Consider the following 19,946-nt stretch of genomic DNA (forward strand, 5'->3'; position numbering starts at 1 on the left):
CACTAAAAAAAATCCTGCCTTCGAAATACGCTTCATAAGAATACGGGTATATTTGATCCCCTTACTTTTGTAAAGTTAATCAAAAATTGAATTGACCGCATCATTGAAAATATTAATAGCACCACTGGATTGGGGGCTGGGACATACCACCCGTTGCATACCCCTTATCCGTTATCTGTTGGATCGCGGACACCGGGTGACCGTAGCGACAGAGGGGCCGGCTGCTACTTTACTAAAAGATAATTTTCCCGGCCTGCCGCAGTTGCCACTGGAAGGCTACAGGATAAAGTACAGCCGCAGCAAAACCTGGTTTACGTTCAACATACTGGCTCAGGTACCCCGTATACTGTCGGCAATCAGGAGAGAGCATCGCTGGCTGGCAGCGGTACAGCAGCAGCAGCATTTCGATTTGGTGCTTTCCGACAATCGTTACGGCTTATACCACGCGCAGCTTCCCTGTGTCATCCTCACGCATCAGCTGCAGATACAAAGCGGCCAGGGTGCCGGGGCTGACGCCTGGTTGCGTCGGCTGCACTATCGCATGTTGGAACGCTTCGATGCCTGCTGGGTGGTTGATGCTGAAGCGGACCATGGCCTGTCGGGCAAACTGGCGCACCCGGCTGTGCTGCCACGGCAAGCCGTTTATATAGGGTCTTTGTCTCAATTTATGGATGCCGGGCAACAGACCATTACCGGCAATACCATACTGGTGCTGCTTTCGGGACCGGAGCCTATGCGGGGACAGCTGGAACGCCTGGTGTTCCAGCAGGCTGCTGCGCTGCCGCAATACTCATTTATGGTTGTAGCAGGCAACCCGCAGGGCAAGTGCCCCCGCGATCTGCCGGCGCATATACGCTACGAGACCCATCTTGCTGCAGATGCACTGCTGCCGCACATAAGGGCTGCTGCGCTGGTGATCTGCCGCAGTGGCTATTCGACAATAATGGACCTGGCCGTCCTCAATAAAAAAGCATTGCTGATCCCTACACCGGGACAAACCGAACAAGAGTACCTGGCGCGGTACCTGCAGCAGAAAAATTATTTTACTACGGTATCGCAGCAGGCGCTTCAGCTGGGACAGGATATACCAAAGGCCTTAGCGGCAAGTGTTATGCCGGTAAGGCCTCTGGGAACAGAACAATATTTTATCGGGGTGCTGCAGCCTTTCCTGGACCTTATTGCGCAGCAGTCTCCGCTTTAGCCTCCGGTGCTTCCTTTACCAGGTAAACGATCGTGGGGAAGTGGTCGCTATAGCCGTCGATCCAGTTGTTGTCGGAGAAGGAACGATGCGGGTATCCTTTGTATTGACCAAACTGCGTCTTTAAAAATTTACGGTTAAAGATCTCAGCCTGGTAAAAGCGCCACTTGCTCGCCTGGGGTTTGACGAAGCCATAGGAAATAATGATCTGGTCAAACAGGTTCCAGCTGTCGTTATAGCCCAGGGTGCCAATACCCTTTTGATAATAATCAACCCATGGGTTAAAGAGGCCGCCTGGCTTCACTTTATCCTTGTCGCCCACGGCGCCCAGGGTCTTAGCTACGCTGGGATCGGTAGGATCGTCGTTAAGGTCGCCCATAATAATGAACTTCGCATTGGGATCGGTGCGGGCAATTTCTGTGATCACATCCTTACTGACCTGTGCGGCCTTGGCACGTTTCCATACCGTAGCTGCTTCGCCGCCACGGCGCGAAGGCCAGTGATTCACAAATACGTGGAAGGTGTCGTCGCCCAGCTTGCCGGTTACATACAGCACATCGCGGGTATATTCCGGCTTGCCGTTTTCCCTGATGTCCACCGGGAGCGCTTTTGCGCTCAGCACCTTAAAGTATTTTGGGTTGTAGAGCAGCCCCACGTCGATGCCCCTGGTATCGGGCGATTCGAAATGGACGATCCGTAGGTTGCGGCTTTTCAGCTCGGGCTGCGCCACCAGGTCGCGCAGTACTTTGTCATTTTCTACTTCGGCCACGCCAATGATAGCCGGGCCGTCGGGATTCTTTTCGGTAGCAAGCTGCGATAGCACCGTAGCGAGATTGTGCAGCTTCCTGTGGTAGATCTCCTCGGTATAATGATAAGCGCCGGTAGGCGTAAATTCCTCATCATTTTTTTTAGGATCGTTCTCTGTATCGAAGAGGTTCTCGAGGTTATAAAAAGCGACTGCGCTAATCTGGTAGTTTTTTTTCTGGGCGAAAGCGGGTAGGGCAGTAAGAGCTAAAAATGCCGGCAGCACCCATTTCAAAGAGGGTAAACGCATCAAAATATAATGTTTTGTACAAATTCAAGTGCAAAACAAATAAAAAGATATGGGATTCTGAAGAATAGCGGGGAAATAATGATTCCTTAATATGCGGCCGGCTGAAATGGGGTTTGCAATAGTGTTGCATAGTGTCCCGGTTTACCTTTGCCTTACAGAAGAATAGTTATCAGTTATGGAGCAGACATTTCATTGTAAGATAGGGGGCATGACCTGCGGCAACTGCGCGTTAACCATATCCCGCTACCTCGAAAAGCAGGGCGTAGGCCATATACATGCCAATCCCGCTTCGGGCGAGTTGCAATTTACAGCAGGACAGGATGTTGATGTAGCACGCATCTACAAGGGCATAGGCCAGCTGGGCTATCAGGTAATACAACCCGGCGCCGATGCGCATGAACACGGCCACACGCACCAGCACAAGGGATTGGGTCGTATGTTGCTCTTCTGCGCTTTGTTTACTGCCCCGTTGCTCTTGCACATGTTTGCAGGACACAATAGCATCCTCAACCGTCCGTGGCTGCAGTTGATCCTGTGCCTGCCCGTATATGCCATAGGCGTGGCACATTTTGGGCGTAGCGCTATCCGCGCCTTGCGCAATGGTATTCCCAATATGGATGTGCTCATCATTATGGGTGCTTCCGCAGCCTTCTTCTATTCGCTGGCCGGCATGTTGTTCTATTCCGGTGAAGCGCATCAGTATTTGTTCTTTGAGACCACAGCGACTATCATCACTTTTGTGCTGGTGGGCAACTGGCTGGAAGAACGCACAGTACAGACCACCACTTCGTCTATTCAATCGCTGGCGGCCTTGCAGCCTTCGGCAGCAAGAGTGGTTATGACCGACAGTATTGGTAAAGAAACCATCATGACCGTTGAAAGCAAATTGCTCAAACTGGGAGATGTGGTGCTCGTAAACGATGGCGATAGCATTCCTTCCGATGGGATCGTACTTAGTGGCATCGCTACGGTAAATGAAAGCATGCTGAGTGGAGAGAGCCTCCCGGTGCAGAAAGAACCGGGCATGACAGTTATTGGCGGCGCGATATTGCTGTCTGGCAATATGCGTGTTAAAACTACTGCAGTGGGAGAGACTACTGCCCTGGCCGGAATTATACGCCTGGTGCAACAGGCCCAGGCGGCCAAGCCGCCCATGCAGAAGCTGGCCGATAAGATTAGCGCTGTATTTGTTCCTCTGGTATTGGGTATCGCCGTGCTCGCCTTCCTGGTTAATTTCTTTGCGGCAAACCTGCCGCTGGCGCAAAGTATGATGCGTAGCATCGCCGTACTGGTAATTGCCTGTCCCTGCGCCATGGGCCTGGCTACTCCGGCAGCTATCGCTGTGGGACTGGGCAGGGCTGCGCGGAAAGGTATACTGGTGAAGGGCGGCGATACGCTTGAGCGTTTCAAAGACATTAAGCAGATCGTATTTGATAAGACCGGCACCCTGACTACCGGCGCCTTGCGGATCAATACTTTTAAAGCCGAAGGCATTGATGAATCCTTATTCCGTTCGGTGATCGTCAGCCTGGAGCATTATTCGGCACATCCTATTGCCCGTTCTATTCTTGAGGAATGGAAGAACGTACCGTTCATGGACCTGCAGGAGGTCCAGGAACACAAAGGCGAAGGTATACAGGGCATGGATAAGGATGGCAACCTGTGGCAACTTGGCTCCCATCAGTTGCTGAAGATGCTGCCGGGGAAAGCAAAAGAATATGATGTTCATCTCTTGCGCAATGGCGCCTGGGTTGGCGGACTCAGCCTTAGCGACGAGTTAAGAGCCGATGCTGCCGCTACGATACGGCAGCTGCATGCCGACGGTTTCACAACAGTGCTGCTGAGCGGTGACCGGGAAGAAAAAGCCATAGCGCTGGGCCGATCGCTAGGCATCGACCGCATATTTGCCGGGCAAAGCCCTGCACAGAAAATGGCACGACTCGACGACCTGCGTGCTTCAGGTCCGCTGGCTATGGTCGGCGACGGAATCAACGATGCACCAGCGCTGGCAAATGCCACAGTCGGTATCTCGCTAAGCGACGCCACCAAGGTAGCGATGCAGTCGGCCAGCGTGATCCTGTCCAATAACCGGCTAAGCAGCCTGCCTGCGGCTATACGTCTGGGGCGCTATACCTACCAGACCATTAAACAAAACCTCTTTTGGGCTTTCTGCTACAATATATTGGCCATACCACTTGCCGCAGCAGGGTATCTCTCGCCCATATGGGCAGCCATAGTGATGGCTTTTAGTGATGTGATCCTTGTACTGAATTCATTACGGCTCAACTATAGAAAGATCGATTGAGCGCAGGGCAACAAAAACCAGGCTATATTGTCTTTAGCGTATTATCTTTAAGCTATGAATGCACAGCAAAGAAGCGCTGATAAGATGAGACAACTGCGCTATCACAAAAGACTGGCTACAGGCTTATTTCTGCTGATGGTAGTTGTATACGCCCTCATGACCTGGCTTTCCCGTTCAGACCCTTCACATTGGATCGGGTATATCAAAGCCTTTTCCGAAGCGGCTATGGTGGGAGCACTGGCCGATTGGTTTGCCGTAACTGCTTTGTTTCATCATCCCATGGGGCTACCGATCCCACATACCAACCTGATTGAAAAAAGCAAGAAAAGCATTGGTGATAATCTCGGCAATTTCGTCGTACAGAATTTCCTGACACCTCAAAATATAAGACCTTATATACAACAGCTCACCGTATCGGCCTATGCTGCCGACTGGCTATCGGGGGAGAAGAACAAGACATTGTTGGTGAGTGAAACGGCCCGGGTGCTGCGGGATATCCTGCAGAAGATGGACGATGCGACCGTGGCCGCCTTTATTGCCCGAAAGGGTACTGAGCTCATAAGCAGTGTTAAGCTGAACGAAGTGGTAGCAGGCGCCTTGCAATATTTCCTGGAGCGCGAAGAGCATGAACAGCTGATCACTACATTAGCTGCACGGATCAGGCAGTTTATAGGAGAGAACGAAGACATGATCCAGGATAAAGTAAAAGAGGAAAGCTATTTCTTCGTGCCAAAATTTATCGAGAATAAGCTGGCCTCCAAAATATCCTCAGGACTGTCGCGCTACTTCGAAGAGATAGAAACGGATAAAGAGCACAAGATACGGAAAGAAATAGGGCAACAACTGCAGCAGTTTGTGACGGACCTGCGTAGCGGGGAAAAATGGGGTCAGGAGCTGGAGCAGCTTAAAAATAACCTGGTATCGGGCGATAACATTCAACGTTATGCAACCGACATATGGCAGTCGCTTAAGCAAACCCTGATGAGTGAATTGTCGGATACGGACTCGGCTATGCTGCAATATTTCAGCCGCACGGCCGGCGAACTGGCCGAAAACCTGAAGCAGGATGAAGCGCTCAGGGCGCGCATCGACAACTGGGTGCGGCTTACCGCCTATAAATACATCTTGCGCAATACCGAAAATGTGGGTCTGCTTATCAGCAATACGGTAGGCAACTGGCAGGGACGTGAGTTGAGCCAGAAGCTGGAAATGGAGGTGGGTAAGGACCTTCAGTTCATTCGTATTAACGGAACCCTCGTGGGCGGGCTCGTTGGCCTGCTGATCTATGCCATTACCCATTTGCTGAGCTAAGCTTGCCGGTAAAATAAGGCGCTGCTCCGTTTTGCACGGGCAGCGCCTTATGATTATTGCCGGAGGCCGGTCTACTCGACAGGTTTGCCCTCTCTGTCGAGTGCTACCAGTTCGAATCCTTTTGCCTTAAGCTGATCGGCAAACAAGCTCTTGTCGCCTACCAGCAACACGACCAGTCGTTCCCTGTCGGGCAGGTGTTGTGCTGCCAACGTCTTCATTTCGGCTACTGTAAGGCCTTTCAGGATGGCGTTTTGCTGCTCGGTATAGTTAGCCGGTAGACCATAAGTGAGGATGTTGCCGAGGAAGCCGGCCTTCTGTATGCCGGTTTCATACTTACGAGCCTCGCTTAGCGTAATGCTGTTTTGGGTAAAGGACAGCTCTTCGGCGGTAGCGCCTCCTGTTCTGTAATCCGAAAGGATGCGCAGCACATCGTTGAGCGCGCTATCGGTAGCGGCAGCCTTGATGCCGGCACTAAAGGTATAGTTGCCCTCATATTTGTCGCTGGTGAAATTGGATCGCGCACCGTAGGTCCAGCCTTTGTCCTCACGCAGGTACAGGTTGAGCCGGCTGTTGAAAGTGCCACCGAGCGGGTAGTTCATTATTGTAGACCGGTAAAAAGGGCCGGTAGCATCATAGCGCATATCATTGGCGATGCCCACCCTGAATTCCGTTTGCGCTGCGCCGGGAATATGTACGTAGTATACTTTTGTTTTTCCTACAGGAGGCGGCGAGGGCAGCATCGAAGGCATGACCTCCACATTGGAAAGCTGTTTCAGAAAGTCGAGCTTAGCGAGGATAGCGTTCTGAGCCACATCGCCGACCACTACTACTTCTGCCCCGATCTTGGTAAAGCGGTTGTCGTAATAGTTTTTGATATCTTCAAGGGTGATGTTGGCTATAGTCGCTTCGGTTCCGGTCAGTGGTCTGCCCAGAGGATTGTCGGGTCCGTTCAACAGGCGGTTAAAGACAGTTGAGGCCACGTAAACAGGCTGGTTGAGCATGCTTTTCACACTTTCCGTCAACCTTTTTTGGTTACGACCGAAATCTTCCGCAGTGAATTGCGGATGCAGTAACCGCTCTTCCAGCAATTGCATGGTCTTATCCAGGTTTTTGGAAAGACTGCGTACCTGTACAACGATCTCATCATCGCTTGCCGAGATGGTTATACTGCTACCCAGTTGCTCCAGCGCCTGGCTAAAAGCCTCCGCCGTATAATTCTTAGTGTCCTCATTCATCATCGTCGCAAAGAGATTGGCCGTGCCGTTCTTATCGGCAGGGTCGGTCATTTTGCCGCCTTTGAAATGGAGGATCAGGTTCACAGCGGGTATCTCGTCGGTTTGCGTACCGATCACCTTTATCGAATTGTCAATAGTGCTTTGCCAGAACGCCGGCGCTTTGATCACAACGGCATTGCCGGCTGCGGGCATTTGCTTACGATCGAAATTATCTTTGGCTTTGTTGTACTTCAGCTTATCGTAGCCATAATTGGGGGCCTTGTATCCGGCTTGTGAGACGGTGTAATTGTCTTCGCCTGCTTTATTGGTCTCATTGCCCTTGGTCAGCACACTGACGATTACGGCGTGCCTGCCCTTGATGTATTGGTTGTATACCCGCATCACATCCTCCTTGGTAACAGAAGTATATTCTTTCAGCTCTTTGCCTATATAGTTGGGGTTGCCGGTAAAAGTATAAAACGCAGCGAGCTGGGATACCTTGCCAGGCACACTTTCCAGGCTATAGATCATACGGGCTTCGGAGCTGTTCCTGAACTTGGCAATGTCCTGATCTGTAGCGCCCCTCTTTTCAAATTCTGCAAAAGTTTCCCGCACCAGCTTTTCGATGTCGGCCAGCCTCTGGCCGGGGTAAGGCGTCACACTGACGATGAACTCGCCCGCCAACTCCAGCCCATGATCATTGTTATAGACGGTAGCATTTACCGCTTTGCTGGTCTTGATCAGGTTCTTGTAAAAAAGTGAGCTTTTGCCATCGCCCAGGATATCGGCCAGGCATTCCAGCGCAGGCTGATCCTTATGGAAAGCCGGCGGTACCGGGTAGGTCATGCGGAGCATGGGCAGCTTGGCATAGTTGTCCGTCATAGATACGTAGCGATCCTTATCCAGCACGGGTATGGGCAAGGCCACGGGCTTCACATCAGGCCCCTTGGGTATAGGCCCGAAATATTTTTCCACCCAGGCGATCACCTGTTTGGGCTGCACATCGCCACCTACAGTAAGCACGGCATTATTGGGGCCATACCAGCGCAGGAAGAAATTTTTGAGATCCTGCGCATTAACCCGGTTAAGATCTTCGATATAGCCGATCGTAAGCCAGGAATAAGGATGGCCATAGGGATACAGGTTACGGGCGGTCACCTCGTTTACCAGGCCATAGGGCTGGTTGTCGTACCGCTGGCCGCGCTCGTTTTTTACCGTGGCACGTTGCACTTCAAATTTTTGCTGCGTTACCGCATCCAGTAAAAAGCCCATGCGGTCGGCTTCCAGCCAAAGCATTTTTTCCAGCTGATTGGCCGGAACCGTCTCAAAGTAATTGGTCCGGTCGCGGTTGGTAGTGCCGTTGAGCGTGCCGCCGGCTTCGGTGATCACTTTGAAGTGCTGCTCGTCGGCCACATTATCCGAACCCTGGAACATCATATGCTCGAAAAAGTGTGCGAAGCCCGATTTACCGATCTCTTCCCGTGCCGAACCCACATGATAAGTAACATCCACATGCACCAGCGGATCGCTATGATCCTCATGGATCAGGAGCGTAAGCCCGTTGGGTAATACATAGCGCTCATATGGGATCACAGGCTCCTTGCCTTTTTGCGTTACTTTCTCCACCAGCTTAGCCTGCGCGTGGAGAAGGCCGGGGCTAAACAGCGAGGCTGCTGCAGCAATCGAAAGGATAGTTTTCTTCATTTGTTCTGGATTTGATGGTGTGTATGGACGATCCGGCAGCGATAATAAGTATCCCTGCGCGGCCGCGGGCGTGAAGTTCCGAAAAAATATCGGCTTCGGAAGCAAGGGATAGCCGGTGCGGCAGTAGCTTTTTTTCAAGACAGGCAACCTTTGGCCCCGCCTGTGCATTTATCTATGCGCGGAAGAGGAAAGCACGATGATAGGTGAGCGGGCTTTCGTAACTTTTGGTAGCAGACAATGTACGGATATGCCCGGCTGACCAGTACAAATCGTTGCCCGGGGAATCGCTTTGTTCTGGGCAAAACCTTAATTTTGGATTTTAATACAAAAACAAATCATATGGCATTACAACAAGGGCAGCAAGCCCCCGATTTTAACCTGCGCGATAGCGATAAGCAGGAAGTGAAACTAAGCGATTTCAAAGGAAAGAACGTAGTGGTTCTGTTCTTCCCATTAGCATTTACAGGTGTATGCACCGCCGAGCTTTGCTCGCTCAGAGACAATATTGCCGTCTACAACGGTCTCGATGCCCAGGTGCTGGCGATATCAGTCGACTCGCTGTTTACCCTGGACAAGTTTAAGAAAGAGCAGGGATTCAATTTCCCTTTGCTCAGCGATTTCAATAAGGATGTTTCTGCGGCTTATGGCTCGCTTTACGAAGATTTCGTACTGGGCATGAAAGGCGTATCCAAGCGTTCTGCCTTTGTAATCGATAAAGAAGGTGTGGTGCAATATGCCGAGGTGCTGGAAGATGCCGGAAAGATACCCGACTTCGAAGCGGTGCAACGTACCTTGAATCAGCTGAATTAAATTACGGAGCCGGCTGTGTTTTCCCCGGCTTCCGTTTATTTTTATCTTATAATACCCCTTAACCAATTAAAACAATAGCAATGAAGAAGTATTTAATCCTGGCGGCTGGCTTATCCGCCGCTTTCTTTACCGGTCAGGCGCAAACCTTTGACAACGCCGGTTTCGAAACCTGGTCTGCGCCCAGTGGTACCCTGCAGCTGGAGCATCCCGATGGATGGACCGGCTCCGATGCCACGATCAATGACCTGGGGCCGCTTTTATTTTTTGTCGGCATCACGCCCGAAAAGCAGCTGGCCAAAAGCACCGACGCGCATTCCGGTTCGTTTGCCGCGCAGGTAACGACCAAGTTCCTGGGCGATACCGTGGGCAATGTGCCTGGCTTATTGCTCAACGCCAAGATCAACCTGGACCTGGGCGCTATCGGCACCGATCCGGATCTGTCCAATTTTTTGAGCTATGTGAAATATACCGGCGGTACACCAGTGCTGGGTAAGAAAGTAGTCAATGTGAAAGCTTGGGTAAAGACTGCTGCAAGCAATCAGGATCAGGCTTCCATGATCGCCATTGCCATGAAAAAGGCAAAGACCGCCAATAACCAGGATACGATGATCGCTATCGGTATGGGCGCCATCGTGATCAACCCTTCGGGCGCTTATGTAGAGGCTACGGTAAATGTAGTATACCAAGATCCCGATGTTACTGCTACAGATACGCTGATCGTCGCCTTTTCCAGCTCTGCTATAGAAAATGAAGAGACGCCACGTACGATAGGTAATACCATGCTGGTCGACGACGTGAGCATGACAACCTCCGATCTGGTTTCTATCCGTCAACCTGTATTTAAAGGCGATGTGGTGCTGGTATATCCCAATCCGGCCTCCCGCTCGATCTATTTCAATCTCAATACCGCCGAGCGTGCCGAAGACTATACGCTTACTGTAAGCGATGTCGCCGGCAGGGTGGTGAAACGCCAACGGCTGAGCCAACTCGTAAACGAATGGTCGCTAAATGGCTGGGCAAAAGGCAGCTATTTTTATAGCCTGAACAATACCCGCACCAATCAATCGGTAAAAGGACAGTTTGCTGTGCAATAACAGTAGATTTCATCCATACAAAAGGAGCTGCTCTCTGTTGAGGCAGCTCCTTTGCTTTATAAAGAATCTAAAAAAAATTATAGCGCCAGTTTTTTCTTAAGATTGGCCAGCATATCGATGGTTATTTTATCCATATCGAATTCGTGCTGCCAGCCCCAATCGGCGCGGGCTTCGCTATCGTCGATGCTTTGCGGCCAGCTTGCAGCGATCTGCTGCCGATAATCGGGCGCATAGTCGATCGTGAAATCGGGAATATGTTTACGGATAGCAGCCGCAATCTCTTTGGGCGAGAAACTCATGGCCGACAGGTTATACGCCATGCGGTTTTTGATCTGCTCCGCCGGCGCTTCCATCAGCTCTATCGTTCCCCTGATAGCATCATTCATATACATCATAGGAAGGTAGGTATCTTCGGAAAGAAAGCAGGTAAACTGTTTTTTCTTCAGGGCCTCGATATAAATGTCGATCGCATAATCGGTGGTGCCTCCGCCCGGCGCCGATTTCCAGCTGATAAGGCCGGGATAGCGCAGGCTGCGGATGTCGAGACCGTAGCGCTGGAAGTAATAGCGGCACCAGAGTTCGCCGGCGTACTTGCTGATGCCATAAACCGTCACAGGTTCGATAATCGTGTGCTGCGGCGTATCCTGCTTAGGCGTATTGGGACCGAAAGCGGCAATGGAGCTGGGCCAGTAGAATTTCTTGACTTTGTTTTCCCGGCAGATCTCCAGTACATTCAGCAAGCTTTGCATATTGATATCCCAGGCCCAGACCGGCTTCGATTCGCCGGTAGCCGACAGGATGGCGGCCAGCAGGTAGACCTGCGTAATATTTTCCTGCGCGACCATTTTGGCCACTTCTTTAAAGTCCATCACATCCAGGTGCCTGAAGGGGCCGTTGTCCTCTTTCAGCAAAGGATGCTCTTCCCTGATATCTGTTGCTATCACATTGTTGCGGCCATAGACCTGGCGCAGCGCCAGGGTAAGCTCTACGCCGATCTGCCCGCCGGCGCCAATAATCAAGATTTTATCCATAAGCGTTGCCGTTCTCTATTGGGTTGTAAAACTTTGGTTTGATTGATGAAAAAGCCGGCGTTTTACACGCCGGGCAGAAACGGGGACAAAAGGTAGCCCATAAAGCATTACTTTATCGCTTCCTGCTCGCAGATCATATCGATAAACTGGTCGAACAGGTAACGGGAATCGTAGGGGCCGGGTGTGCTTTCGGGGTGATACTGCACCGAAAAGGCCGGTTTGTTCTTCATGCGGATGCCTTCGATCGATCCATCGTTGAGGTTCACGTGCGTTACCTCGATGTCTTCCGATTGCCGCGCCGCCTCAGGATCCACGCCAAAGCCATGGTTTTGGGTAGTGATCTCGCATTTACCGGTAACCAGGTTCTTTACCGGGTGGTTAAGCCCGCGGTGACCATGATGCATTTTGAAGGTCGGTATGCCATTGGCCTGTGCCAGTAGCTGATGTCCCAGGCAAATACCAAACATGGGCTTGCCTTCGGCCAGGATATCTTTTACCGTATTCACGGCGTAGTCCATCGATGCCGGATCGCCGGGGCCGTTGGAGATAAAGTAGCCATGGGGCTCGAAGGCCTTCAGCTCCGCGATGGGCGTCTTGGCGGGAAAAACCTTTACATAGGCGTCACGCTGGGTGAAGTTGTGCAGGATATGCTTTTTGATGCCAAAATCCAGCACCGCTATCCTTATCGATGCGTCGGGATCGCCTGCCGTATAAGGCTCTTTGGTGGTAATATTTGAAGAGATTTCCAGGCCCTTCATCGAAGGTACCGCGCGCAGCTTTTCCTTCAGCGTTTCGATATTGTCGGTTTCGGAAGAGATAATGCAGTTCATCGCTCCTTTGGTACGTACATGCTGCACCAGTGCGCGGGTATCTACATCCTGTATGCCTACGATATTGTGCTGTACCAGGTAGTCTTCGAGCGAACCACTGGCAATCATCCGGGAATAACGGCTGGCGATATTCTTGCAGATAAGACCATTGATCGTAACGCCGTCGGATTCCACATCAACGGTATTGACACCGTAGTTGCCCACATAGCAGGTGCTCATGATCAGCATTTGTCCCGTATAGCTCGGATCGGTAAAGATTTCCTGGTAACCGGTCATGCCCGTAGTGAAGCAGAGCTCCCCACCCGAAGTGCCTTTTTTACCAAATGATTTTCCTTTGAAAAGTGTTCCGTCTTCGAGCAACAGAAAAGCCGGGTGGCCGATTGTGTCCTGGGGCATTGTGTGAAAGCAGTATTGTTGAGGTGACTGAAAATGAAAATTGCGCAAAGATACGGATCAGCAAGCAAAAAAGTAAGAAATACTGGTCTGCATATCTGCTAAAAATGATTTAAGCTGCCGGGCAGGTTGAATTATGAACCGTCAGCATAACGGCCCGGATGTTTTTTGCAGGCAGGTTGCCTCGAAAATTTACAGACACCCAAAAAAATGAAGCCAATTTAGCAAGAATTCAAGTGAAAAAGAGTTTGTGTTTTTAAGAAAAGGAATGAGCCGGTTGTCATAAAAAGAACGACAAAAAGAAAATTTCTAAATTAAAATTTTGAAAATCAAATACTTTGCTTATTTTAGCCTGGCTGTTGTAATTTTTATCCTTGAAAAGAAGCGAAGTGTTCATATTTAATGTAATTTTACAAAAGGTACTATTCAATCTTTAGGCAACCAAATACCAATCATCAACCAAAGAAGCACAATGAAAAAGATAGGACAAAACATCCGCAAGCTGCGGGAGTTGCGCAACTTCACGCAACAGTACATGGCTGAAAAGCTTGAAATGACACAGGGCAACTACGCCCGCATTGAGAATGAAGAGATACACCTTTCGGAAGAAAGGTTGCAAAAGATCTCTGGCCTGCTGGGCTACAGCACAGAATTCATTGTGCAGTTCGATGTCGAAAAGATTTACGACATTGTCAATGAACGGCGCGAAAATGCCAACAAAGAAGTGTACCAGTTCCAGATCAGTCCGGAACTGAAGCAGCTTTATGAAAGCCGCATCAAGTCGCTCGAAACCTATGTCGATGAGCTCAAAAGTGAGATCAGGCAGCTGAAGGAGCAATCCATGAAGCAAAGCGTTTAAAAGAGCAATCCCTTATTGAATTCCTGGTGGGGCGCGCAAATTCGTTTTCCGAAATTTGCTGCGCCCCATTATCTTTGCCGTAATGTATGCGTTAATTAAATTCTTTCTCTTTCGTAAAGATCCCGAAGTCATCCATTATTGGGTGATGAACCAGCTGAGGAAATGGCACGCCAACGCGGCGATCCGCAGCTTTCTTAAAAAGAACTTCACCCTGAGCAAGCCTTCGCTGGAACGCAAGCTTTGGGGAATTACCTTCAAAAATCCGGTTGGCCTTGCGGCAGGCTTCGACAAGGATGCTCGCTTTACCGATGAGCTGGCCAGCCTGGGTTTCGGCTTTATCGAGATTGGTACTCTTACGCCGCTGGCACAGGATGGCAACGACAAGCCACGCCTGTTCCGCCTTCCTAAAGATAAGGCCCTCATCAATCGCATGGGCTTCAACAACGGTGGCGTAAAGGCGGCGGCAGAGCGGTTGCGCCAGCGCCGCTCCGATATTATCATCGGCGGCAACATTGGTAAAAATAAGGTCACCGCCAACGAAGATGCCACCAAAGATTATGAGATCTGTTTTCGCGAGCTTTATGATGTCGTGGACTATTTTACCGTAAACGTAAGCAGTCCCAATACGCCCAATCTCCGGGAACTACAGGAAAAGGAGCCGCTGCAACGCCTGCTTGGCCGCCTGCAGATCATCAATTCCGAATTGGGCAAAGCAAAGCCTATCCTGCTCAAGATCGCGCCCGATCTTACCCGCGAGCAGCTGGACGATATTATCGACATTGTACACCATACCGGTATTCAAGGCATCGTGGCCACCAATACTACCATTAGCCGTGCGGGATTACAGACTTCCGGCAAGGACGTGGAAGCCATGGGCGCCGGCGGTGTGAGCGGCCTGCCCGTAAAGGATAAAGCAACCGATGTGATCCGTTATATTCATCAGCGCAGCAAAGGCGCTATTCCTATCATTGCTGCCGGCGGTGTTTTCACCGCCCGTGATGCACAGGAAAAGCTGGATGCAGGCGCTTCGCTGGTGCAGGTATACACCGGCTTTATTTACGAAGGGCCCCGCATCGTACGCAATATCTGCGAAGGACTTGCTTAAGTATAATCCCTATTCAACCCTATAACTACTACAGGAAATGGAGTCTATGGCACATTTGTTCACCGCCGATAACCTGATCAGCTTCGTGGTGCTGGTCGTGCTGGAAATTGTGCTGGGCATCGACAATGTTATTTTCGTCAGCATCATCCTCAACCGGCTTCCGGAGTCGCTGCGCAAAAAAGGGCGCCTCATCTGGATGTTTACCGGTATCGGCGTACGTTCCCTGTTGCTGTTTGCGCTCAAGTGGCTGCTGGAACAAAAAGGCAAGCCGGTATTCAGCATCGGCGACAAGGGCTTCGACTTGGCCAGCCTCGTGATGCTTGGCGGCGGTATCTTCCTGATCTATAAAACCGTAATGGAGATCCATCACAAGCTGGAAGGTGAGGAAGAGCATACCAAGGGCAAAGGCGCCCAGCTCACCCTGGGCAAGGCCGTCATGCAGATCATCCTGATCGATATGGTGTTCAGTTTCGACAGCATTATCACAGCAGGCGGCACTGCCAAGCATATCGAGATCATGATCGCCGCTGTAGTGATTGCTATGATCGTTATGTTCCTGTTCAGTGGCAATATCGCGTCCTTTATCCAGAAACATCCTACCATCAAGATGCTGGCCCTGTCTTTCCTTGTAATGATCGGCTTTATCCTGCTGGTAGAAGGCTGGGATAGCGAAAGGGCGCACGACCTTCATCTGAAGAATTATGCATACTTCGCCATGGCATTCTCCTTCCTGGTGGAGTTGCTTAATATGAAGCTGCGCAAAAAGACCGAAGCGCCCGTCCGGCTTAAAGATTCAGGTCCCGAAAAGACAGACACCGCTCAGGATGCCTAGCAGCCTGGCGGAAGCCGCGAAGTCTCCAGGCAAAAATAAAACATATAGACCAGCGGCCCGTGTATTCACACGGGCCGCTGGCATTGATGAGCTTCTTATATTCAGGCTTCCTTGTCTTCTGCTGTAGCAGTAGCATTGGCCTTGGACAGGTATTTCAGCGTATTGCAATTGGTAGGTACAAAGATCGTATCGATAGCCGCCTGGACATCTTCATGGCTTACCGAAAGGTATTTGCCCAGCTCGGTATTCATCATGTTGGCATCGCCCAGCAGCTCGTAGAAGGCAAAGTTATTGGCCCTTGCCAGCAGGTTCATGTCTTCAAATACCATCATGGATTCGATCTTATTGCGGGCTTTGGACAGCTCCTCCGCCGTTATGCCTTTGTCGCGCAACGATTGCAGCGCTGCCGTAACTGCGGCATCAGCCGTATCGATCGATACGCCCTTTACGAGCTTGCCTTCGATCACCAGCAGGCCTGGATCGGAGCTTCCTGTATGGTAGCAGGAAATATTGCTGAACAGCTGCAACTCCTTCACCAGTCGCTGATATAGACGCGACGCTTGCCCACTGCCCAGTACCTCGGTAAGAATATCGGCAGCATAGTATTGCGGATGCGCGCGCCCTTCCATATGCCAGGCTTTGTAAAGGGCATCGTAGGGCACATCGGCCTCAACAGTCAGCTCGCGCGCTTCTTCCTGCCGGGGCTCTGGGGGCAGGGACCGCACATAAGTATCGCCGGGCGGGATATCACCAAACCATTTTTCGGCCAGCGCTTTCACCTCTTCCAGGTCGGTATTGCCGGCCACGCACAATACAGCATGCTGAGGCCGGTAGTGCTTGAAGAAAAAATCCCTCACATCCTGGAGCTGGGCTTCCTCGATATGCTTCAGCTCTTTGCCAATGGTCATCCATTGATAAGGATGCTGCTTGTAAGCCAGCCGGCGCAGGTGGTTCCATACATCGCCGTAAGGCTTGTTGATATAATGCTCCTTGAATTCCTCGCTTACTACCTTTCTTTGTACGTCGAGGCTTTTTTCGCTGAAGGCCAGCGACAGCATACGGTCGCTTTCCAGCCAGAAGGCCGTTTCGATATTTTCTTTAGGGAGCTGGATATAATAATTGGTAATATCGTTGGTGGTATAAGCATTATTCTCTCCGCCCGCCATTTGCAGCGGTTCGTCGTATTCCGGTACATTAACGGAGCCGCCGAACATGAGGTGCTCAAAAAGGTGCGCAAAGCCGGTACGTTCCGGGTCTTCATCCCTGGCGCCTACATCGTACAGGATATTGAAGGCGACCATAGGCGTCGAAAGATCCTGGTGAACGATCACGCGGAGACCGTTATTCAGTACAAAACGATCGAAAGATATCATATGCTATCAGATTGCTTGGTTAAAGAGATTGGTGTGTAAAGGCGACTTTGAGGCCTGCTTCGATTGCAATGTTACTCATTTTCTTCGTGGGGTAGCTCCCGTCCCATTGCTTTATGGAAAATAGAAAAAGATACCTGGTCAAAAGAGCCATTGGTGGCGATTCTGCCGCCAAAGCGGGCAAGCAGCACGTCAATCCCGGTTAGTCCGAAATCCCGGGCTCGCCACCTGGGTGTTACGCCATCGCCGGAGAAGACATTGGGATCGGCCCCGGCTTCAAGCAGGATAAGCACCAGGTCTTCATATCCTCCGAAAACAGCCCAGTGCAAGGCTGTGTGGCCCTGGCCGTCAAGCTCGTCGAGGCGTGTTATCTGCCCGACGATTTTCTGTACACCTGCAACATCTGCTTCCAGCACGCAGTCGTGTAGCGGATAGCTGTTTCCCAATGCGTGGCATTTAATGGTGAGTACAAAAGCCAGGGTTAAACGCCCAGCCACTCCTGCATTTTGCGGATATCGGGCATCAGCGATGGCTTTACTTTAAGCCCTTTCATCTGTACAAAATACGCCTCGGCCTGTCGTTTGTTGTTTTTGACCATTTCCATATCCGTCAGGGCCAGGAGCGCCATAGCAATATCGTTCTGGTTGCGAATGCCCTCGTTCAGGGACTCTTCCAGGAAAATACGGGCTTCTTCATATTGGTCCTTTTCCCTGGCGATAAACCCTTTGACAAATAGATAGTAAGCTTTTTGCTTCTTGTCCAGCCTTTCTGGCTTGGTGGTCTGCTCGATAATGGTTTCGGCTTCTTTATATTCCTCGGCCCGGAGGCGTGCCAGTGCCAGGCTTACCGAGCCTTTGCGAAAATAGCCCCAAAGGAGGAATGCCGAACCCAGGCAGGCGATAAAGAGCAACGAGTAGATATTGAAAACGGCTGCCACTACCGACAGGGCGGCGCAAAGCAGCAGGAGTATGATCCGGGAAAGTGGTGTAAACATTCAGAATAAAATACCGTAGACCGCAAAATTACCTAATCTTGATCGGAAAAAATACCGGATATCCCTAAAGACCAATGGAGCTGCCCGCAGAACGGGATACAGCTCCATTGAATCCGGGATCTGTATCACACAGATCAGTTATGGGACAAATTCTTTTCGTAATTGGCTTCTTCCTTTTTGGTCTCCTGCCGTTGCTTGGCTGCTTTTACAAAAGCGACAAACAGGGGGTGGGGATTCTCCACAGTGCTTTTGTACTCGGGGTGAAACTGGGTGCCGATAAAGAAAGGGTGGTTGTTGAGCTCGATCACCTCTACCAAACCCGAAGACGGGTTTTTGCCTGCCGGCATCATACCTGCTTTTTCAAAAGCCTCGAGATAATCGTTGTTGAATTCGTAGCGGTGACGGTGGCGCTCCTGGATCAGCGTTTTACCATAAATACCTGCCATGCGGGAAGCCGGGTCCAGTGTGCAATCGTAAGCACCCAGCCGCATCGTGCCGCCTTTATGCTGAATGTCTTTTTGCTCATCCATCAGGTGGATCACCGCATGGTGTGTGTCGGCATTCATCTCGGTAGAATGTGCGTCGTGATGGCCCAGCACATTGCGTGCAAATTCTACTGCAGCCATTTGCATGCCCAGGCAAATACCAAAGAAGGGGATATTTTCTTCACGGGCAAAACGGATGGCATCGATCTTGCCTTCAATACCGCGACTGCCGAATCCCGGCGCTACCAGCACCGCATCAAGGTTCTGTAGCTTTTCAGCCGCATTTTCGGGAGTCAGGTATTCGGAATGTATATTGCGTACTTCAACTTTGCATTCGTTGACGGCGCCGGCATGGATCAGCGATTCCAGGATGGATTTATAGGCATCCTGCAATTCCACATATTTCCCGATCAGGCCTACGGTCACCTTGGTTTTGGGATAGCGCAGCTTTGTCAGGAACTCTTTCCATTTGATCAGCTCTGGTTCGTTGCCCAGTGGCAATTCCAGCAGCTTCAGCGCAATGATATCCAGCTTTTCGACCATCATCTCGATGGGCACGCCATAAATGGTATCGGCATCCCTGGCCTCGATCACAGCTTCGGGGCGTACGTTACAGAACAAAGCGATCTTTTTCTTCAGATCGTTATATAAAGGCTCTTCGGTACGGCACACGATAATGTCGGGATGTACGCCATTTTCGCTCAGCATCTTTACCGAGTGCTGTGTGGGCTTGGTCTTCAGCTCTTTTGCGGCCTTGAGATAAGGGATCAGGGTCAGGTGCACCACCAGACAATTTTCGTTGCCCAGCTCCCATTTCAATTGCCTTACGGCCTCTATATAAGGCAGGGATTCGATATCGCCCACAGTGCCACCGAGCTCGGTGATCACTACATCATATTTATTATCGTTGCCCAGCAGGCGTATGCGGCGTTTGATCTCATCGGTAATGTGCGGAATCACCTGTACGGTTTTACCGAGGAAAGCACCTTCCCTTTCCTTGTTGATCACATATTGGTATACGCGGCCCGTAGTGACGTTGTTGGCCTGCGAAGTGGGGGTATTCAGGAAACGTTCGTAGTGACCCAGGTCCAGATCGGTTTCGGCGCCATCGTCAGTCACATAACATTCGCCGTGCTCATAAGGATTAAGCGTACCCGGATCGACGTTGATGTAGGGGTCGAATTTCTGGATCGTGGCGCTGTAGCCGCGGGCCTGTAATAATTTTGCAAGAGAAGCGGCAATGATACCTTTGCCCAATGAAGATGTAACCCCGCCGGTTACAAAAATGTACTTAGTCATAATGTTTCCTGTTTGCGACCGGTGGAATAGATGCGTAACGCCAGTAAAATCTATCGGT

Annotated in this window: 16 protein-coding genes; 8 read left to right on the top strand and 8 right to left on the bottom strand. The window is 50.8% G+C overall.

Annotation, left to right across the window (positions count from 1 at the left end; genetic code table 11):
* Window positions 1-103 precede the first annotated feature (103 nt).
* On the top strand, window positions 104-1,201 hold the full coding sequence (locus tag DZK30_RS03705) for a glycosyltransferase (protein ID WP_162902818.1): 1,098 nt from the start codon (window positions 104-106) through the stop codon (window positions 1,199-1,201).
* Here the strand turns inward: DZK30_RS03705 and DZK30_RS03710 are convergent.
* Complete coding sequence (locus DZK30_RS03710; RefSeq protein ID WP_118972721.1) at window positions 1,176-2,252, bottom strand: endonuclease/exonuclease/phosphatase family protein; 1,077 nt, start codon at window positions 2,250-2,252, stop codon at window positions 1,176-1,178. The two genes, DZK30_RS03705 and DZK30_RS03710, sit on opposite strands and share 26 nt — an antisense overlap.
* A 175-nt stretch (window positions 2,253-2,427) precedes the next feature.
* On the opposite strand from DZK30_RS03710, the gene DZK30_RS03715 reads away from it, so the two are divergent.
* Window positions 2,428-4,557, top strand: coding sequence for a heavy metal translocating P-type ATPase (locus tag DZK30_RS03715; protein WP_118972722.1), 2,130 nt, complete (start codon window positions 2,428-2,430; stop codon window positions 4,555-4,557).
* A 54-nt stretch (window positions 4,558-4,611) separates the two neighbouring features.
* Window positions 4,612-5,868 carry a DUF445 domain-containing protein gene (locus tag DZK30_RS03720; RefSeq protein WP_118972723.1) on the top strand — a complete coding sequence of 419 codons (1,257 nt, stop codon included), beginning with the start codon at window positions 4,612-4,614 and terminating at the stop codon, window positions 5,866-5,868.
* Window positions 5,869-5,939: 71 nt separating this feature from the next.
* Here the strand turns inward: DZK30_RS03720 and DZK30_RS03725 are convergent, their stop codons facing one another.
* Window positions 5,940-8,786: a M16 family metallopeptidase gene (locus DZK30_RS03725; RefSeq protein WP_118973390.1), complete on the bottom strand. Its 2,847-nt coding sequence runs from the start codon at window positions 8,784-8,786 to the stop codon at window positions 5,940-5,942.
* A gap of 339 nt (window positions 8,787-9,125) precedes the next feature.
* Here DZK30_RS03725 and DZK30_RS03730 point away from each other — a divergent pair, with 339 nt between their 5' ends.
* Together DZK30_RS03730 and DZK30_RS03735 are read left to right on the top strand one after the other, a co-directional pair.
* Entirely contained in the window at window positions 9,126-9,596 is a 471-nt protein-coding gene (locus DZK30_RS03730) for a redoxin domain-containing protein (protein ID WP_118973391.1), read from the top strand.
* Between the two features lie 80 nt (window positions 9,597-9,676).
* Complete coding sequence (locus DZK30_RS03735; RefSeq protein WP_118972724.1) at window positions 9,677-10,690, top strand: T9SS type A sorting domain-containing protein; 1,014 nt, start codon at window positions 9,677-9,679, stop codon at window positions 10,688-10,690.
* A gap of 77 nt (window positions 10,691-10,767) precedes the next feature.
* Here DZK30_RS03735 and DZK30_RS03740 read toward each other — a convergent pair whose 3' ends face one another.
* On the bottom strand, window positions 10,768-11,721 hold the full coding sequence (locus DZK30_RS03740) for an NAD-dependent epimerase/dehydratase family protein (protein WP_118972725.1): 954 nt from the start codon (window positions 11,719-11,721) through the stop codon (window positions 10,768-10,770).
* Between the two features lie 107 nt (window positions 11,722-11,828).
* Entirely contained in the window at window positions 11,829-12,947 is a 1,119-nt protein-coding gene (gene carA, locus DZK30_RS03745; protein ID WP_118972726.1) for a glutamine-hydrolyzing carbamoyl-phosphate synthase small subunit, read from the bottom strand.
* A 469-nt stretch (window positions 12,948-13,416) separates the two neighbouring features.
* Here carA and DZK30_RS03750 point away from each other — a divergent pair, with 469 nt between their 5' ends.
* The 3 genes from DZK30_RS03750 (at window position 13,417) to DZK30_RS03760 (ending at window position 15,740) form a co-directional block, all read left to right on the top strand.
* Window positions 13,417-13,803 (top strand): helix-turn-helix domain-containing protein, encoded by a 387-nt coding sequence (locus DZK30_RS03750; protein ID WP_118972727.1) that lies wholly within the window; start codon window positions 13,417-13,419, stop codon window positions 13,801-13,803.
* 82 nt (window positions 13,804-13,885) lie between these two features.
* Window positions 13,886-14,908, top strand: coding sequence for a quinone-dependent dihydroorotate dehydrogenase (locus DZK30_RS03755; protein WP_118972728.1), 1,023 nt, complete (start codon window positions 13,886-13,888; stop codon window positions 14,906-14,908).
* A gap of 46 nt (window positions 14,909-14,954) precedes the next feature.
* Window positions 14,955-15,740: a TerC family protein gene (locus DZK30_RS03760; RefSeq protein WP_118972729.1), complete on the top strand. Its 786-nt coding sequence runs from the start codon at window positions 14,955-14,957 to the stop codon at window positions 15,738-15,740.
* A gap of 101 nt (window positions 15,741-15,841) precedes the next feature.
* Here the strand turns inward: DZK30_RS03760 and DZK30_RS03765 are convergent, their stop codons facing one another.
* The 4 genes from DZK30_RS03765 to DZK30_RS03780 all read right to left on the bottom strand — a co-directional run bounded on the left by DZK30_RS03765 (window position 15,842) and on the right by DZK30_RS03780 (window position 19,888).
* A complete protein-coding gene (locus DZK30_RS03765; RefSeq protein ID WP_118972730.1) occupies window positions 15,842-17,113 on the bottom strand; it encodes a M16 family metallopeptidase in 1,272 nt (423 codons plus the stop codon).
* Between the two features lie 71 nt (window positions 17,114-17,184).
* On the bottom strand, window positions 17,185-17,607 hold the full coding sequence (locus DZK30_RS03770; protein WP_162902819.1) for an ankyrin repeat domain-containing protein: 423 nt from the start codon (window positions 17,605-17,607) through the stop codon (window positions 17,185-17,187).
* A complete protein-coding gene (locus tag DZK30_RS03775) occupies window positions 17,592-18,104 on the bottom strand; it encodes a hypothetical protein (protein ID WP_118972732.1) in 513 nt (170 codons plus the stop codon). The genes DZK30_RS03770 and DZK30_RS03775 overlap by 16 nt, the downstream gene beginning before the upstream one ends.
* 134 nt (window positions 18,105-18,238) lie before the next feature.
* Complete coding sequence (locus DZK30_RS03780) at window positions 18,239-19,888, bottom strand: CTP synthase (RefSeq protein ID WP_118972733.1); 1,650 nt, start codon at window positions 19,886-19,888, stop codon at window positions 18,239-18,241.
* Between the last annotated feature and the right edge of the window lie 58 nt (window positions 19,889-19,946).

The organism is Taibaiella koreensis, from assembly GCF_003545715.1.
Classification (GTDB): domain Bacteria; phylum Bacteroidota; class Bacteroidia; order Chitinophagales; family Chitinophagaceae; genus Taibaiella; species Taibaiella koreensis.

Excerpts from the sequence above, each read along its gene's own strand:
- DZK30_RS03710 (WP_118972721.1), bottom strand. The coding sequence starts at position 2,252 with ATGCGTTTACCCTCTTTGAAATGGGTGCTGCCGGCATTTTTAGCTCTT.
- DZK30_RS03715 (WP_118972722.1), top strand. The coding sequence starts at position 2,428 with ATGGAGCAGACATTTCATTGTAAGATAGGGGGCATGACCTGCGGCAAC.
- DZK30_RS03720 (WP_118972723.1), top strand. The coding sequence starts at position 4,612 with ATGAATGCACAGCAAAGAAGCGCTGATAAGATGAGACAACTGCGCTAT.
- DZK30_RS03725 (WP_118973390.1), bottom strand. The coding sequence starts at position 8,786 with ATGAAGAAAACTATCCTTTCGATTGCTGCAGCAGCCTCGCTGTTTAGC.
- DZK30_RS03730 (WP_118973391.1), top strand. The coding sequence starts at position 9,126 with ATGGCATTACAACAAGGGCAGCAAGCCCCCGATTTTAACCTGCGCGAT.
- DZK30_RS03735 (WP_118972724.1), top strand. The coding sequence starts at position 9,677 with ATGAAGAAGTATTTAATCCTGGCGGCTGGCTTATCCGCCGCTTTCTTT.
- DZK30_RS03740 (WP_118972725.1), bottom strand. The coding sequence starts at position 11,721 with ATGGATAAAATCTTGATTATTGGCGCCGGCGGGCAGATCGGCGTAGAG.
- carA (WP_118972726.1), bottom strand. The coding sequence starts at position 12,947 with ATGCCCCAGGACACAATCGGCCACCCGGCTTTTCTGTTGCTCGAAGAC.
- DZK30_RS03750 (WP_118972727.1), top strand. The coding sequence starts at position 13,417 with ATGAAAAAGATAGGACAAAACATCCGCAAGCTGCGGGAGTTGCGCAAC.
- DZK30_RS03755 (WP_118972728.1), top strand. The coding sequence starts at position 13,886 with ATGTATGCGTTAATTAAATTCTTTCTCTTTCGTAAAGATCCCGAAGTC.
- DZK30_RS03760 (WP_118972729.1), top strand. The coding sequence starts at position 14,955 with ATGGCACATTTGTTCACCGCCGATAACCTGATCAGCTTCGTGGTGCTG.
- DZK30_RS03765 (WP_118972730.1), bottom strand. The coding sequence starts at position 17,113 with ATGATATCTTTCGATCGTTTTGTACTGAATAACGGTCTCCGCGTGATC.
- DZK30_RS03775 (WP_118972732.1), bottom strand. The coding sequence starts at position 18,104 with ATGTTTACACCACTTTCCCGGATCATACTCCTGCTGCTTTGCGCCGCC.
- DZK30_RS03780 (WP_118972733.1), bottom strand. The coding sequence starts at position 19,888 with ATGACTAAGTACATTTTTGTAACCGGCGGGGTTACATCTTCATTGGGC.